General features: G+C 72.8%; 14 protein-coding genes. 8 read left to right on the forward strand and 6 right to left on the reverse strand.

Translation table 11 applies throughout. The annotated features are described in order from the left end of the window. Positions 1-6: 6 nt before the first annotated feature. The 7 genes from ACFY3N_RS24045 (at position 7) to ACFY3N_RS24075 (ending at position 5,621) form a co-directional block, all read left to right on the forward strand. On the forward strand, positions 7-849 hold the full coding sequence (locus tag ACFY3N_RS24045; RefSeq protein WP_390818760.1) for a glutamate ABC transporter substrate-binding protein: 843 nt from the start codon (positions 7-9) through the stop codon (positions 847-849). A gap of 84 nt (positions 850-933) precedes the next feature. Further along, a complete protein-coding gene (locus tag ACFY3N_RS24050; RefSeq protein WP_390818761.1) occupies positions 934-1,602 on the forward strand; it encodes an amino acid ABC transporter permease in 669 nt (222 codons plus the stop codon). Beyond that, positions 1,599-2,507, forward strand: a complete 909-nt coding sequence (locus tag ACFY3N_RS24055) for an amino acid ABC transporter permease (RefSeq protein WP_390818762.1) — start codon at positions 1,599-1,601, stop codon at positions 2,505-2,507. The genes ACFY3N_RS24050 and ACFY3N_RS24055 overlap by 4 nt, the downstream gene beginning before the upstream one ends. A 294-nt stretch (positions 2,508-2,801) precedes the next feature. Then, positions 2,802-4,415 (forward strand): FAD-dependent monooxygenase, encoded by a 1,614-nt coding sequence (locus ACFY3N_RS24060; RefSeq protein WP_390818763.1) that lies wholly within the window; start codon positions 2,802-2,804, stop codon positions 4,413-4,415. Between the two features lie 101 nt (positions 4,416-4,516). Beyond that, positions 4,517-4,588, forward strand: coding sequence for a putative leader peptide (locus ACFY3N_RS24065; protein WP_309544753.1), 72 nt, complete (start codon positions 4,517-4,519; stop codon positions 4,586-4,588). Positions 4,589-4,674: 86 nt separating this feature from the next. Then, entirely contained in the window at positions 4,675-5,202 is a 528-nt protein-coding gene (locus ACFY3N_RS24070) for a cysteine dioxygenase (RefSeq protein WP_390818764.1), read from the forward strand. Next, a complete protein-coding gene (locus ACFY3N_RS24075; RefSeq protein ID WP_390818765.1) occupies positions 5,199-5,621 on the forward strand; it encodes a rhodanese-like domain-containing protein in 423 nt (140 codons plus the stop codon). Before ACFY3N_RS24070 ends, ACFY3N_RS24075 begins: the two co-directional genes overlap by 4 nt. A 41-nt stretch (positions 5,622-5,662) precedes the next feature. On the opposite strand, the gene recX is transcribed toward ACFY3N_RS24075, so the two are convergent. The 6 genes from recX to ACFY3N_RS24105 all read right to left on the reverse strand — a co-directional run bounded on the left by recX (position 5,663) and on the right by ACFY3N_RS24105 (position 10,463). Continuing rightward, the gene (recX, locus tag ACFY3N_RS24080; RefSeq protein WP_390818766.1) at positions 5,663-6,466 is read right to left on the reverse strand and encodes a recombination regulator RecX; all 804 of its coding nucleotides are present in this window, start codon (positions 6,464-6,466) and stop codon (positions 5,663-5,665) included. Between the two features lie 3 nt (positions 6,467-6,469). Further along, positions 6,470-7,588 (reverse strand): recombinase RecA, encoded by a 1,119-nt coding sequence (recA, locus tag ACFY3N_RS24085; RefSeq protein WP_390818767.1) that lies wholly within the window; start codon positions 7,586-7,588, stop codon positions 6,470-6,472. Positions 7,589-7,828: 240 nt separating this feature from the next. After that, a complete protein-coding gene (locus tag ACFY3N_RS24090; RefSeq protein WP_390818768.1) occupies positions 7,829-9,088 on the reverse strand; it encodes an AI-2E family transporter in 1,260 nt (419 codons plus the stop codon). Between the two features lie 58 nt (positions 9,089-9,146). After that, entirely contained in the window at positions 9,147-9,341 is a 195-nt protein-coding gene (locus ACFY3N_RS24095; protein ID WP_390818769.1) for a DUF3046 domain-containing protein, read from the reverse strand. 67 nt (positions 9,342-9,408) lie between these two features. Continuing rightward, complete coding sequence (locus ACFY3N_RS24100) at positions 9,409-9,717, reverse strand: AzlD domain-containing protein (RefSeq protein WP_390818770.1); 309 nt, start codon at positions 9,715-9,717, stop codon at positions 9,409-9,411. After that, positions 9,714-10,463, reverse strand: coding sequence for an AzlC family ABC transporter permease (locus ACFY3N_RS24105; protein ID WP_390818771.1), 750 nt, complete (start codon positions 10,461-10,463; stop codon positions 9,714-9,716). Before ACFY3N_RS24105 ends, ACFY3N_RS24100 begins: the two co-directional genes overlap by 4 nt. A 213-nt stretch (positions 10,464-10,676) precedes the next feature. Here ACFY3N_RS24105 and ACFY3N_RS24110 point away from each other — a divergent pair, with 213 nt between their 5' ends. After that, positions 10,677-15,539, forward strand: a complete 4,863-nt coding sequence (locus ACFY3N_RS24110) for an ATP-dependent helicase (RefSeq protein WP_390818772.1) — start codon at positions 10,677-10,679, stop codon at positions 15,537-15,539. Positions 15,540-15,554 lie beyond the last annotated feature (15 nt).

The following is a 15,554-nucleotide window of genomic DNA, read 5'->3' on the forward strand; positions in this document are numbered from 1 at the left end:
TGCACCATGAAGCTCCGCAAGGTCACCGCCGCCTCGGCCGCCGTGTTCGCCCTCGCCCTGACCGCGACCGCCTGCGGTGGCGACGACAGCAACGACAACGGCGACTCCGGGTCCGGGGGCGGCGACAAGATCACCATCGGTATCAAGTTCGACCAGCCGGGTCTCGGCCAGAAGACCCCGCAGGGCTATGCGGGCTTCGACGTGGACGTCGCCACGTACGTCGCGAAGAAGCTCGGCTACAACGAGGACCAGATCGAGTGGAAGGAGTCGAAGAGCGCCGACCGCGAGACCATGCTGCAGCGAGGTGATGTCGACTTCATCACCGCCACCTACTCGATCACTCCGGAGCGCCAGGAGAAGGTCGACTTCGCCGGCCCCTACCTGCTCGCCCACCAGGACGTGTTGCTCCGCGCCGACGACGACAAGATCAAGTCGCCGGAGGACCTGAACGACGCGAAGCTCTGCTCGGTCACCGGATCCACCTCGGCGCAGAACGTCAAGGACAAGCTGGCCCCCAAGGCACAGCTGCAGAACTACCCGACGTACTCCGCCTGCCTGACCGGGCTCCAGAACGGCGCCATCGACGCGCTGACCACGGACGACTCGATCCTCGCCGGTTACGCCTCGCAGTCGCAGTTCAAGGGCAAGTTCAAGCTGGGCGGCTTCAAGATGACCAACGAGAACTACGGCATCGGCGTCAAGAAGGGCAGCGACCTCAAGGCCAAGATCAACGACGCCCTCGAAGCCATGGTTGCCGACGGCGCTTGGGACAAGGCGGTCAAGGACAACTTCGGTCCGGCCAACTACAAGAACGAGCCGGCGCCGAAGATCGGCGACATCAAGAGCTGAGGCTGGGCCTGACCGGGCGCGCCGCTCTCCGGAAGGGGCGGCGAGCCGGGGCGGGCATCCCTACACGCAGAAGCGCGGGAGATTGTGTTCGACTTTCTTCAGGATTACGACTTGGCGGGAGCCGTCTGGACGACAGTGCAGCTCGCTGTGCTCTCGGCCGTCGGCTCCCTGATTTGGGGCACCGCACTGGCGGCCATGCGCGTCGGCCCCGTCCCGTTGATGCGCGGCTTCGGAACCGCGTACGTGAACATCGTGCGGAACATCCCGCTGACCGTGATCATCCTCTTCGCGTCACTGGGCCTGAACCAGACCCTGCAGGTCACTCTCGGTGCCGAGGGCGACTTCGAGACGATTAACTTCCGGCTCGCTGTCCTCGGTCTGATCCTCTACACCTCGGCCTTCGTGTGCGAGGCGCTGCGGTCCGGTATCAACACGGTGCCCGTCGGTCAGGCCGAGGCTGCCCGGGCGATCGGTCTCAGCTTCGGCCAGGTGCTGAGCAACGTGGTGCTGCCCCAGGCGTTCCGGTCCTCCGTCGTTCCCCTGGCGAACGTACTGATCGCGCTGATCAAGAACACCACGGTGGCCGCTGCCATCGGTGTCGCGGAGACTGCGCTGCTGATGAAGGAGATGATCGAGAACGAGGCACAGCTGTTGCTGATCTCCGCAGTTGTCGCCTTGGTGTTCGTGGTCCTGACCCTGCCGACCGGACTGTTCCTCGGCTGGGTGGGCAAGAAGGTGGCGGTGAAGCGATGAGCTCCGTTCTGTACGACGCCCAGGGCCCCCGCGCCAAGCGGCGCAACGTCATCTTCACGGTTCTCTTCCTGGTCGCTCTGGCAGCCCTGCTGTGGTGGGTCATCGGCACGCTCGCCGACAAGGGCCAGCTCGAGTGGGCCAAGTGGGAAATGTTCTTCACCGGCACCGAGGCCTGGTCGACGTACATCTGGCCGGGCCTGGAGAACACCCTGAAGGCTGCGGCTCTCGCGGTGATCATTGCACTGCCGCTCGGTGCCGTCCTGGGCATCGCCCGGCTCTCGGACCACGCCTGGGTCCGTGTCCCGGCCTCGCTCGTGGTCGAGTTCTTCCGGTCCATCCCCGTGCTGGTCCTGATGATTTTCGGACTCGCCCTCTTCTCCGAGTACACCAACGTCAGCTCGGACGACCGTCCGCTGTACGCGGTCGTCACGGGACTGGTGCTGTACAACGCGTCGGTACTCGCGGAGATCGTGCGGGCCGGCATCCTGGCGCTGCCCAAGGGCCAGGCCGAGAGCGCGATGGCGATCGGCCTACGCAAGGGCCAGATCATGCGGCTGATCCTGCTGCCGCAGGCTGTCACCGCGATGCTGCCGGCCATCGTCAGCCAGCTCGTCGTGATCGTGAAGGACACCGCCCTCGGCGGCGCCGTCCTCACCTTCTCCGAGCTGCTCGCCTCCGCGAACACGATGAGCGCCTACTACGGCGCCAACACCATCGCCAGTTTCACCGTCGTGGCCGTGATCTTCATCGCGCTCAACTTCGTGCTGACCAGCTTTGCCAGCTGGCTGGAGGCACGACTCAGGCTCAGTAAGAAGAGCACAGGCGCGGTCGTGGGCGCAGAGGAAGTCACCGACCTCAACGCCGCGGAAGTCGGCGGCACCTACAAGACCGGCGCAGGCCAGTAACGCTCATCTGCCGTACGACGTGACCGTGGCCCGCCGGAGTTCCGGCGGGCCACGGTCACGTCGCGTCGCCGGCCGGTCCCGGGGGTGCGGAAGGACGGTGCTCGCCGGACTCCCGTGACGAACGGCCAAGCGATGTGACGGGTCCCGGAACGCTTCATGATCGCAACTGGCCTTCGGTCACTTGACGCAAGCACCGGCAATAGGTTGCATACGTTCTGTGATCGTGCACCCTGCTCCATCTTCCTGTTCCTCCATGTCCCTTCGGACGTCACTTCGAGCAGGGGGCGCCGCGCCGTGGACCCGGTGATCATCGTCGGAGCGGGGCCCGTCGGGCTCACGCTCGCGCTGGCGCTGGCACGCCAGGAAGTGCCGTGCGTGGTCCTCGACGAAGGACCGGGCAAGGACGAACCCCGTCCGGCGCGCACCGTCGTCCTGCGCGAGGAGACCACCGCGCTCATGGAGCGGCTGACCGGAATGCCGCTCGCGCAGGCCGGTGTCCGTTGGGCCGGATGGCGGTCCGTGCGGCGCAAGCAGGTGACGGCGGAGGTCGCCTTCGACGACACCGAGTCCGCCCCCCTGCACCTCGCCCAGCACGTCCTGACGGGTGCCCTGCGTGCGGCCCTCGCCGGCGAACGGCTCGTCAAGGTCGTCGTGAACAGCCGGCTGGACACCATGGAGCAGGAGCCCTCGGGCGTCACCGCCCACACCCGGGGCGCGACGGGCACCTGGTGGCGCGGCAGTTACCTGGTCGGCTGCGACGGTCCGCGCTCGACCGTGCGCAAGCTCCAGGACATCCGCTTCCCCGGCCGCACCGCGGTGGAACGTCACGCCGTGGCCGCCCTGCGCACCGAACTCCCCTGGCACGACGAGGCGCTGCTGCACCGGACACCGCCGTGGCGCACGTCCGGCCCCTCGGCCGGGGAGATCACCGCGCGTCCGCTGCCGGAGGGGGTGTGGCGCCTGGACTGGCTGCTGCCGCCGGGCAAGGACCTGGTCACGCCCGAACTGCTGCTGGACCGGATCCGGGAGACCCTGGCCGGCTGGACAGGCGGCCCGACCCCGCCGTACGAACTGCTGGACACCGGGGTGCACACCGTCCACCACCGGCTGGCCCGGCGCTGGCGGGCCGACCGGGTGTTCCTCGCCGGGGACGCGGCCCACCTGCTCGGCGCACTGGGCACGCACGGGCTGGAGGAAGGGCTCCGCGACGCCGACAACCTCGCCTGGAAGCTGGCGCTGGCCTGGCACCACGGTCCGCACGAGGCGCTGCTCGACAGCTACCAGACCGAGCGACGGGCGATCGTCGCCGCCCGGCTGCGCGCCGCCGACCAGGCGCTGCCGCTGGTGCGCGGCGGCGGCGGACTGCGCTCCTACGTCCCCGGGGCCGCGCGCGGGCACGACACACTGCTGATGGACGGTCACCTGGGGCGGGGCGCGCTGGGCGCGCCGGGGACGTACGCCGGCTCGCCGCTCGTTCCCGGCCGCCTCGAGGGCGAGGCGCCCGTCGGAACGGCTCCCGGTTCGGCGGTGACGGACGTACGGGTCACGGCGGAGGACGGCACCTTCGTCCGGCTGCGGGACCGGTTCGGGCGGGGCGCGCTGCTGGTGGTGCTGATCGCGCCCGGTACGGGGGTGTGGGAGCGCCGGCACTGGATGTCCGCCGGGATCATGCCCCGGCTGGCAGCGGCCGTCTCGGCGCTGCCGCACCGGGCCGAGCTGCTGGTCGCCGAGAGCTACCCGGGAGCGGCCGCCCACACCGTGCTCCTTGTACGCCCCGACGGTCACCTGGTGACGGCGCTGAGCGGAGTCCGCCCGGCGGATCTGTACGCGGCGGCGGAAGCGGCGGTCGGCGGGTCCGTCGCGGCGGAGTCGGGGGCCAGGGCCGATGCGGGGGCCGGGTCCCGCTGAGAGTCCCGGCCCAGTCGTCGTCATTCCGTGGTCCACAGGGTGACGACGAGTTGAACCGGTGTGCGGCCTCGTGGTGTACTCCGCTCGTGACCGACACCTGCGTGCGCCTGTGGCGGAGGGTCCACATGGACCTCGTCCGCTATGCGGGCTGCGTGTGTCGCCCGTCCTGCTGATTCGCGTCTCCCCCTTCCCCGCGCGCCGCCCGCCGTCCCGTACGCGTGGCCGCGCGCCTCCGCGAACCTTCTCCAGGACGGTGCACATGTCTGTCTCCTCCCCCGTTCCGGCTCCTGTCTCCGCACCCACGCAGGCGGACCTCCTCGACTTCGTACGGCGTATCGCCGCCGACACCGACCTCATCGCCTCCCTTCCGCTCGACCCCGAGGGCCGTACCTGGGTGCGGCTCGACGGGCCCGATGGCAGCGAGGCCTGGCTGATCGGCTGGCCCCCCGGCACCGGTACCGGCTGGCACGACCACGCCGACTCCGTCGGCGCCTTCATGACCGCGTCGGGCGAGCTGAAGGAGAACTCGCTCGCCGCGCGGCTGCCCACCGACGGCTGGAAGACCCTGGAACTGACGGACGACGTGGACCGGGAACGGCGGCTGGGGGCGGGGCAGGGGCGTGCCTTCGGGCGGCATCACGTCCATGAGGTGCTCAACGAGTCCCCGGACCGGCACGCGATCTCCGTGCACGCCTACCATCCGCCGTTGCCGCGGATCCGCCGCTACAGCCGCAGCGGCCCGGTTCTCCGCCTGGAGCAGGTCGAACGCCCGGAGGACTGGCAGTGAGCGGGACGAACGAACCGGCCGGCGGGACCGTGGGCATCGACGAGCTGCTGGAGCGGGTGCGCGCCGGTTACGAGCGCGTCGCTCCCCGGGACGCGTACGAGGCAGCACGGACCGGTGGGGCGGTGCTGGTGGACATCCGCTACGCCGCGCTGCGGGAACGGGACGGGCTCATTCCCGGGGCCCTGGTCGTCGAACGCAACGAACTGGAGTGGCGCCTGGACCCGCGGGGCAGCCACCGCCTCCCGGAAGCCACGAGCCACGACCTGCGTGTCGTGGTGGTCTGCAACGAGGGCTATGCCTCCAGCCTCGCCGCGGAGTCCCTCCACCGCCTGGGCCTCCACCGGGCCACGGATCTGGTGGGCGGCTTCCAGGCCTGGCGGACGGCGGGCCTGCCGGTGGTCCCCGCACCGCCCGCGTAGGTGTCGCGCGGGGAGCGGGCGGTGCCGCGCTCCGCGCCGTCTCAGAACTCCTCGTCACCGAGGAACTCGGTGTCCTCGCCCTCCTCCTCCAGCGCCTGCCGGACGACGCGCAGGGCGAGGCCCTCGGGGTAGCCCTTGCGGGCCAGCATGCCGGCGAGGCGGCGGAGCCGCTTGTCGCGGTCGAGTCCGCGGGTGGCCCGCAGCTTGCGGGCGACCAGCTCCCGGGCGGTGGCCTCCTCCTGCTCGGAGTCGAGCCGGGAGACGGCCTCGTCGATCAGTGTGGGGTCGACCCCCTTGGTGCGCAGCTCCCGGGCGAGCGCGCGGCGGGCGAGCCCCCGGCCGTGGTGCCGGGACTCCACCCAGGCGTCCGCGAAGGCGCTGTCGTCGATCAGTCCGACCTCTTCGAACCGGGACAGCACCTCCTCGGCGGCCTCGTCCGGGATCTCCCGCTTGCGGAGGGCGTCGGCGAGCTGTTTCCGGGTGCGCGGGGTGCCGGTGAGCAGGCGCAGACAGATCGCCCGCGCCCGCTCGACCGGGTCCGCCGGAGGTTCCTCCCGTTCGGCCCTCGACGAGGAGGAGGCGCCCCCGTCCTCCGCGGCCGCCTCGCCGAAGGTCCGGCGTCTGCGCCCGCGTCCACCGCGCGGCCCGCCGTCACGCGAGCCGCCCGCCCGTGCCCCACCCCCGTCGCGGGGGCCGCCCCCGTCGCTGGGGCCGCCTCCGCCGGTGGTGTCGTCGTACGCCGCGTCACCGTCCGCGGCTGAGCCGTCGCCACCCCCGGTGCCCCTCCCCCGTGGGGCACCGGAGGCGGCGAACTCGTACTCGGCCCAGTCGGTTCGTCGCGTCACGGGTCAGCTCTTGGCCGCCGCGGCCTTGGACTTGGTGGCCTTGGCAGCCGGGGCCGGTACCGCGGCCGGCTCGGCCGGAGCGGTGCCCGTGGCGTCCGCGCCCGGCTCGGCGGCGGCCTCCTCGGGCCGTACGCCGACGCCCAGCTTCGTCAGGATCTTCTTCTCGATCTCGTTGGCGAGGTCGGGGTTGTCCTTCAGGAAGTTGCGGGCGTTCTCCTTGCCCTGGCCGAGCTGGTCGCCCTCGTACGTGTACCAGGCGCCGGCCTTGCGGACGAAGCCGTGCTCCACGCCCATGTCGATCAGACCGCCCTCGCGGCTGATGCCCTGGCCGTAGAGGATGTCGAACTCGGCCTGCTTGAAGGGCGGCGCCACCTTGTTCTTGACGACCTTGCAGCGGGTGCGGTTGCCGACCGCCTCGGTGCCGTCCTTCAGGGTCTCGATGCGGCGGATGTCGATACGCACCGAGGCGTAGAACTTCAGCGCGCGGCCACCGGTCGTGGTCTCCGGGGAGCCGAACATCACGCCGATCTTCTCGCGGAGCTGGTTGATGAAGATCGCGGTGGTCTTGGACTGGTTGAGGGCGCTGGTGATCTTCCGCAGGGCCTGGCTCATCAGTCGGGCCTGCAGACCCACGTGGCTGTCGCCCATCTCGCCCTCGATCTCCGCACGCGGGACGAGCGCGGCGACGGAGTCGATGACGATGAGGTCGAGGGCGCCGGAGCGGACCAGCATGTCCACGATCTCCAGGGCCTGCTCGCCGTTGTCCGGCTGGGACAGGATCAGGTTGTCGATGTCGACGCCGAGCTTCTTCGCGTACTCGGGGTCGAGGGCGTGCTCCGCGTCCACGAAGGCGACCTGGCCGCCGGCCTTCTGCGCGTTCGCCACGGCGTGCAGGGTCAGGGTCGTCTTGCCGGAGGACTCCGGTCCGTAGATCTCCACCACACGGCCGCGCGGCAGGCCGCCGACGCCGAGGGCCACGTCGAGCGCGGTCGACCCGGTCGGGATGACCTCGATGGGCTCGTTCGTCCGGTCACCCATGCGCATGACCGCGCCCTTGCCGAATTGCCGTTCAATCTGTGCGAGCGCGGCGTCGAGCGCCTTCTCGCGGTCGGTTCCTGCCATGGGTTCCACCCGATTTGCTTGAGTCGTTCGCTTCACGTCAAAAACGCTAACGCCTGCCACTGACAACGCGCCCCGACGCATCTCCGGCCTGTGGATAACGCGGGTACATCCCTCGCCAAATCAGGACATAACACCTGTCGTTGAGCCTCACCGGCGCTTCCATGAGAATGGATGTTCGATTTTCATGTCAAGCGCACCACGCGGCACCGGCGCCCTGCGCGCCGCGCGGGGCGCCCGCCCTCAGGAGGCTCCGGCGTCCCCGCCGCGGGGCCGCGCCGCGTCCGGTCGGCGGGCCCACAGATGACGGACGCGGGCGAGGGCGCCCGGCCCGCCGGGGCCGCGGTGCCCGAGCACACGGGGGTCGTCCGTGACGTCGTACCGCCGCACGTACGCGCCCAGGAACGCCTGGAGGGTGGCGATGGCGGGGATGGCGATCAGCGCGCCCACGGCGCCGAGCAGGGCGGTGCCCGCGACGACCGAGCCGAAGGCGACCGCCGGGTGGATGTCGACGGTCTTGGAGGTCAGCTTGGGCTGCAGCACGTAGTTCTCGAACTGCTGGTAGATCACCACGAAGACGAGCACCCACAGCGCGTACCAGGGGTCGACCGTGAAGGCGATCAGCATGGGCAGGGCGCCCGCGAGATAGGTGCCGATGGTGGGGATGAACTGCGACACCAGGCCCACCCACACGGCGAGGACGGGCGCGTAGGGCACCTCGAGGAACTCCAGCAGGACGTAGTGGGCCAGGCCGGAGGCCAGTGCCATCAGTCCGCGCGAGTAGAGGTAGCCGCCCGTCTTGTTCACGGCGATCTCCCACGCGCGCAGCACCTCGGCCTGCCGGGCGGGCGGCAGCAGGGAGCAGACGGTGCGCCGCAGCCGCGGCCCGTCGGCGGCGAAGTAGAACGAGAACAGACCGACGGTCAGCAGCTGGAAGAGACCGCCGAGGACCTGCGCGGAGACGTCCAGGACACCGGTGGCGCTGTTCTGGACGTAGTTGCGCAGCCAGTCGGAGCGCAGCAGGCCCTCCTGGATGTCCACGCGCCGCAGCTCGGTGTGGAAGTGCGCGTTGATCCAGTTGATCACGGAGTCGAGGTAGTCCGGGAAGTCCTCGACGATCTTGATGATCTGCCCCGCCAGCATGGACCCGAGCAGTGTGACGAAGCCCGCCGCCGCGATCAGCACGCCCAGGAAGACGAGGAAGGTGCCCAGGCCCCGGCGCACCCCGCGCGCGGCCATCCAGCTCACCGCGGGCTCGACGGCGAGCGCCAGGAAGAACGCGATGAGGATGTTGATCAGCAGGCCGATGAGCTGGTGGAAGGCCCAGCTGCCCAGCTGGAACACGGCGAACAGCGCGAGGGCGAGCACCATGGCGCGCGGCAGCCAGCGCGGCATGCGGGCGCCCGGCCCGGATATGGGGGCCGCCGGAGGCCCGGCGGGCGGCGGCGCGCCGGGCGTGTTGGGGTGCCGGGCTGCCCGCCCGGTCTCGTCAGTGGATGCCACGGACCAAGTCTCGCCCACGCAGACGGCAGTCGTGCGCCCCCTGCGGTCTCTGTGACGATCAGCGCTTTTCCGCGGGGACGCCCATGACGGCGCAGACCACCTGCCAGACGTCCTTGGCGTTCCAGCCGGCCGCCAGCGCCTCGTGCACGGTGCGCCCGCCGAGCTCGGACATGACATGGTCGCGCGCGAAGGTGTCGGCGTAACCCGCACCGAAGTGCTCCGCCATCCGCTCCCAGAAAACCGTCAACCGCATGCGCCCAGTATCCCGCCCGCGGAGGTGGCCCCGAGCCGGGCCGCCCGCCGGCACCGCGCCCGCCGCCTCACCCGCCCAGAGCGCGCACCCCAGCCGTCACCACGACGGCCGCTCCGACGACGAGCAGGAACGGGGCGCGCAGGATCAGCGCCACGGCGGCGGCCGTCAGACCGGCCGCCCGTGCGTCGAAGACCAGGACCCGGCCGTCGGAGAAGGTCTGCTGGGCGGTCAGCGCGGCGAGCAGGGCGACCGGAAGGAGCGCGGCGAGACGCCGGACGAGGGGCCGTTCGAGAGCCCCGGCGGGCACCAGCAGCCCCGCGAGCTTGACGGCGTAGCAGCCGAGGGCGGTCACACCGATCGCGATCCAGATGTTCACCGGTCCCCCTCCGCCGCGTCACCGCGCGGGGCGCTCTTCCGGCCCTGCGCCCACAGGACGGCCGGTGCCGCCAGCGCGGCCACCAGGACCGGCACGCCGGCCGGCAGCACGGGCAGCAGGCCCAGCCCCAGCAGAACGGCGAGCCCGGCGACGGTCCGCTCGGCGCCGGTGCGCAGCATCGGCGCGAGGAGCGCCAGGAAAACCGCGGGACCGGCCGCGTCCAGCCCCCACGCGTCGGTGTCCCCGATGGCCTCGGCGCCCAGGGCGCCGAGCAGGGTGGTGAGGTTCCACAGGAGGTACAGGCTGAGCCCGGTCACCAGGAACCCGATGCGCGCGCCGCGCCGGCCGGGCTGGGCGAGCGAGACGGCGGCCGTCTCGTCGATCACCCACTGGGCGGCGAACGGCCGCACCGCGCGGGGCAGCGCGAGCAGCTGCGACAGCCGCAGCCCGTAGAAGGCGTTGCGCACCCCCAGGAAGAAGGCGCCCGCGGCGGCCGTGAACGGCCCTCCACCCGCCGCCAACGCCCCCACCAGCGCGAACTGGGAGGCGCCGGTGAACACCAGGAGGCTGAGCGCACAGGTCTGGAGCAGGGTGAGCCCGCTGCCCGCCGAGGTCACGCCGAAGGCGAACCCGGAGAGTCCGACGGCGATCCCGACGCCGAGGGCGTCCCGTACGACGGCACCGTCCGGCTTTCCTCCTCCGTCGTCCCGTATGTCTGCGAGCGCTTCTGTCTGTTCCACTGCCACGCCCCGGATGGTACGGGCGGACCGCCGCGCGCGTCTCGCCACGTCCTCGCGCCCGCGCCGGTACGCCCCCGGGAGGGGCACGCCGACGATCCGGCCGAAGCGCCGGTCCGGGTGCGGCCGGCCGGTGACCCCGGCCACGACAGCCGCCTCCGACGGCCCCGCCCCGTCCCCCGGCTCGGCCCGGTTGTCAGTGGCCGGGTGCACGATGGACGCATGGTCAGCGATCCGCACCGAGCCCTGGACGGCTTCTCCCCCGCGACCCGCGGCTGGTTCACGGGGGCGTTCCCCGCGCCCACCGCCGCCCAGGCCGGCGCGTGGCGGGCCATCGGGGAGGGCTCGGACGTGCTGGTGGTCGCCCCCACCGGTTCCGGGAAGACCCTGGCCGCCTTCCTCGCGGCCCTGGACCAGCTGGCCTCGGCGCCGCCGCCCGCCGATCCCGGGAAGCGCTGCCGCGTCCTGTACGTCTCGCCGCTGAAGGCCCTGGCCGTCGACGTCGAGCGCAACCTCCGCAGCCCGCTGACCGGAATCCGCCAGGAGTCCGTGCGCCTGGGGCTGCCCGAGCCCGAGGTGAAGGTGGGCATCCGCTCCGGCGACACCCCGCCCGCCGAGCGCCGCGCTCTGGCCACCCGGCCGCCGGACATCCTGATCACCACGCCCGAGTCCCTGTTCCTGATGCTGACGTCCGCCACGCGCGACGCGCTGACGGGCGTGGAGACGGTGATTCTGGACGAGGTGCACGCGGTCGCCGGCACCAAGCGCGGCGCGCATCTCGCGCTCTCCCTGGAGCGGCTGGACGAGCTGCTGCCCCGCCCGGCCCGCCGTATCGGCCTCTCGGCCACGGTGCGTCCGGTGGACGAGGTCGCCCGGTTCCTCTCCCCACGCCGGAAGGTGGAGATCGTCCAGCCGGAGTCGGGCAAGGAGTTCGACCTGTCCGTGGTGGTACCGGTCGAGGACCTGGGCGAGCTGGGCGGCTCCCCGGTCGCCGACGGCTCGGAGGGCGCCGAGCGCCCGTCGATCTGGCCGCACGTCGAGGAGCGGATCACCGACCTGGTGCAGGCGCACCGCTCGACGATCGTGTTCGCGAACTCCCGCCGCCTCGCGGAGCGGCTGTGCAACCGGCTCAACGAGATCGCCCACGAGCGGGCCACCGGCGAGCCCCTGGACGAGCACCACTCCCCCGCCGAGCTGATGGGCGGTTCCGGGGCCGCCCGGGGCGCGCCCGTGGTCATCGCGCGTGCCCACCACGGTTCGGTGTCCAAGGAGCAGCGCGCCCTGGTCGAGGAGGACCTCAAGGCGGGCCGGCTGCCCGCGGTGGTCGCCACCTCCAGCCTGGAGCTGGGCATCGACATGGGAGCCGTCGACCTGGTGGTCCAGGTCGAGTCGCCGCCGTCCGTCGCCTCCGGGCTCCAGCGCGTCGGCCGCGCGGGGCACCAGGTCGGCGCGGTCTCCACGGGCGTGGTGTTCCCAAAGTACCGGGGCGACCTGGTGCAGGCGGCCGTGGTCACCGAGCGGATGCGCACCGGGGCGATCGAGTCCCTGAAGGTCCCCGCCAACCCCCTCGACGTCCTGGCCCAGCAGCTCGTCGCCATGACGGCCATGGACACCTGGCGGCTCGACGACCTGCTCGCCGTGGTCCGCCGCGCGGCGCCCTTCGCCTCCCTGCCCGAGTCCGCCTTCACGGGCGTCCTGGACATGCTCGCCGGCCGCTATCCGTCCGACGCGTTCGCGGAGCTGCGCCCGCGCGTGGTGTGGGACCGGATCACGGGCGAGATCACCGGCCGCCCCGGCGCCCAGCGCCTGGCCGTCACCTCCGGGGGCACGATCCCCGACCGTGGCCTCTTCGGGGTGTTCCTGGCGGGCGCCGACCCCAAGAAGGGCGGCGGACGGGTCGGCGAGCTGGACGAGGAGATGGTCTACGAGTCCCGCGTGGGCGACGTCTTCACGCTCGGCACCAGTTCCTGGCGCATCGAGGACATCACGCGCGACCGGGTGCTGGTCTCCCCCGCGCCGGGCGTGCCGGGCCGGCTGCCGTTCTGGAAGGGCGACCAGCTGGGCCGCCCGCTGGAGCTCGGCCGCGCGGTGGGCGCCTTCCTGCGCGAAGTGGGCTCGCTCTCCGAGGACGACGCCCGGCTGCGGCTCCTTGCGGCGGGACTCGACGCGTGGGCCGCGGACAACGTCCTGTCCTACCTCCGCGAACAGCGCGAGGCCTGCGGCCACGTCCCCGACGACCGCACGATCGTCGTGGAGCGCTTCCGCGACGAACTGGGCGACTGGCGGATCGTGGTGCACTCCCCGTTCGGCGCCCAGGTGCACGCACCGTGGGCGCTCGCGCTCGGCGCCCGCCTCTCCGAGCGGTACGGCATGGACGCCCAGGTGATGCACGCCGACGACGGCATCGTGCTGCGCCTGCCGGACGCCGGTCTGATGGGCTTCGACCTCCTCGACCAGGAGCCGACGAGGGCCGACACGGAGTACGACGCGGACCGGGCGCCCGTGGGCGCGGCCGACGTCGTCTTCGACAAGGGCGAGGTCGACCAGGTCGTCACCGACCAGGTGGGCGGCTCGGCGCTGTTCGCGTCCCGGTTCCGCGAGTGCGCCGCCCGCGCGCTGCTGCTGCCGCGCCGCACCCCCGGCCGGCGCACGCCGCTGTGGCAGCAGCGTCAGCGCGCCTCGCAACTGCTCCAGGTGGCCGGCGAGTTCGGCTCGTTCCCGATCGTCCTCGAGGCCGTCCGCGAGTGCCTCCAGGACGTCTTCGACGTGCCCGGACTCGTCGAGCTGATGGGCGACCTGGAGGCCCGCAGGGTGCGCCTGGTCGAGGTCACCACCCCCGAGCCGTCCCCCTTCGCCCGCTCCCTCCTCTTCGGATACGTCGCCCAGTTCCTGTACGAGGGCGACTCCCCGCTCGCCGAGCGCCGCGCCGCCGCCCTGTCGCTGGACTCGCGGCTGCTGGCCGAGCTCCTCGGCCGGGCGGAGCTGCGCGAACTGCTCGACGCCGAGGTGCTGACCGAGCTGGAGCGCGAGCTGCAGTGGCTCACCGAGGACCGGCGGGTCAAGGACACGGAGGGCGTGGCCGACCTGCTGCGGCTGCTGGGCCCGCTCACCGACACCGAACTCGCCGAGCGGGGCGCCGAGCCGCAGTGGGCGCGGGAGCTCGCCTCCGCGCGGCGCGCCATCCGGGTACGGGTGGCCGGCGCCGACCACTGGGCGGCGATCGAGGACGCCGGCCGACTGCGCGACGCGCTGGGCACGGCCCTGCCGGTCGGCGTGCCGGAGGCGTTCACCGAACCCGTCAAGGACCCCCTCGGCGATCTCCTCGCGCGGTACGCGCGCACTCACGGCCCGTTCACGTCGGCGACGGCGGCGGCCCGCTTCGGTCTGGGGGTGGCGGTCACCGAGGGCGCCCTGCAGCGGCTCTCGGCGGCGGGCAGGGTCGTCCAGGGCGAGTTCCACCCGGCCGGGATCGGGCAGGAGTGGTGCGACGCGGCCGTACTGCGCCGGCTGCGCCGCCGCTCCTTGGCCGCGCTGCGGCACGAGCTGGAGCCGGTGCCGCCGCCCGCGCTCGCCCAGTTCCTCCCCCAGTGGCAGCACATCGGCAAGGGGCACTCCCTGCGGGGCATCGACGGCCTGGTGCGCGCCGTCGAGCAGTTGCAGGGCTCCTCGGTGCCCGCGTCCGCCCTGGAGAAGCTGGTCCTGCCGTCCCGGGTGACGGACTACGTCCCGGCGATGCTGGACGAGCTGACGGCCGCCGGGGAGGTGGTGTGGGCGGGCGCCGGTTCGCTGCCCGGGAAGGACGGCTGGGTCTCCCTCTACCTCGCGGACGCGGCCCCGATGCTGCTTCCGCCGCCGCACCCCCTGGAACCGACCGCCCTCCACCGGTCCGTCCTGGACGCACTCTCCGGCGGCTACGGCCTGTTCTTCCGCCAGATCGCCGACCGGGTCCGCGCCGCCGGCCATCCCGAGGCCACCGATCCCCAGCTGGCCGACGCCCTGTGGGACCTCGCCTGGTCGGGGCGGCTGACCAACGACACACTCGCCCCCATGCGCTCCCTGCTGGGCTCGGGCCGTACCGCGGGCGCCACGGCCCACCGCGCGAAGCGCTCCGTCCCGCGCGGGCGCTACGGCTCGCTCACGGCGGCCGCCCGCAGCGCCTCCCGCACCGGCCCGCCGACCGTCGCGGGCCGCTGGTCCCTGCTCCCGGACGCGGACGCCGATGCCACGGTCCGCGCCCACGCGCTGGCCCGCACCCTGCTCGACCGGCACGGTGTGGTGACCCGGGGCGCCGTCTCCGCGGAGGGCGTCGAGGGCGGTTTCTCGGCGGTGTACCGCGTTCTGTCCGCCTTCGAGGAGACGGGTCGGGCGCGTCGCGGCTATGTGGTGGAGGGGCTGGGCGCCGCCCAGTTCGCGATGGACGGGGCCGTGGACCGCCTCCGCGCGGCGGCCAACGCCCGTGAGCGCGACGACGGCCTCCCGGCGCCGGGCGCACCCGACCCCTTCGGCGGCGGACCCGGCCCCTTCGGGAGCGCGCCGGGTCACGACGGCCTCCCCGGCCCGGACGGCCCGCCGTACCCCCGTCCCGTCCCGGGCGACTACGTCTCCCCGCACGACCTGGCCCCGCGGTCCTCCCCGCCCCGGCAGAACGGCGGGCGTCCCGCGTACGACCCCTTCGCCGGCCGCCGTACCGGCGCGCAGCGCGCCGTGGTGCTGGCCGCCGCCGACCCGGCGAACGCCTACGGTGCCGCCCTGGGCTGGCCCGAGCCGCCGGCCGGTGCCGGGCACAAACCCGGCCGCAAGGCGGGCTCCCTGGTGGTGCTGGTGGACGGCGAGCTGACGCTCTACATGGAGCGCGGAGGCAAGACGCTGCTGGCCTGGCCCGCCGACCCCGGCGGCGAACCCGCCGACGACCCGCGTCTCCCGGCCGCCGCCGAGGCCCTCGCCGCGGCCGCCCGCGCGGGCTCCCTCGGCACGGTCACGGTGGAGCGCGTCAACGGCGCCTCGGCACTGACGTCCCCGCTGGGCGCCCTCCTGGAGACCGCCGGCTTCGTCGCCACGCCCAGGGGCCTGCGCCTGCGCGCCTGACCCGACTCCGGCCCA

This window comes from Streptomyces sp. NPDC000348 (assembly GCF_042898795.1).
GTDB lineage: Bacteria > Actinomycetota > Actinomycetes > Streptomycetales > Streptomycetaceae > Streptomyces.

What these genes read in the sequence shown, in the direction of transcription:
- ACFY3N_RS24045 (WP_390818760.1), top strand. Translation starts at nt 7, where the DNA reads ATGAAGCTCCGCAAGGTCACCGCCGCCTCGGCCGCCGTGTTCGCCCTC.
- ACFY3N_RS24055 (WP_390818762.1), top strand. Translation starts at nt 1,599, where the DNA reads ATGAGCTCCGTTCTGTACGACGCCCAGGGCCCCCGCGCCAAGCGGCGC.
- ACFY3N_RS24070 (WP_390818764.1), top strand. Translation starts at nt 4,675, where the DNA reads ATGTCTGTCTCCTCCCCCGTTCCGGCTCCTGTCTCCGCACCCACGCAG.
- recA (WP_390818767.1), bottom strand. Translation starts at nt 7,588, where the DNA reads ATGGCAGGAACCGACCGCGAGAAGGCGCTCGACGCCGCGCTCGCACAG.
- ACFY3N_RS24095 (WP_390818769.1), bottom strand. Translation starts at nt 9,341, where the DNA reads ATGCGGTTGACGGTTTTCTGGGAGCGGATGGCGGAGCACTTCGGTGCG.
- ACFY3N_RS24110 (WP_390818772.1), top strand. Translation starts at nt 10,677, where the DNA reads ATGGTCAGCGATCCGCACCGAGCCCTGGACGGCTTCTCCCCCGCGACC.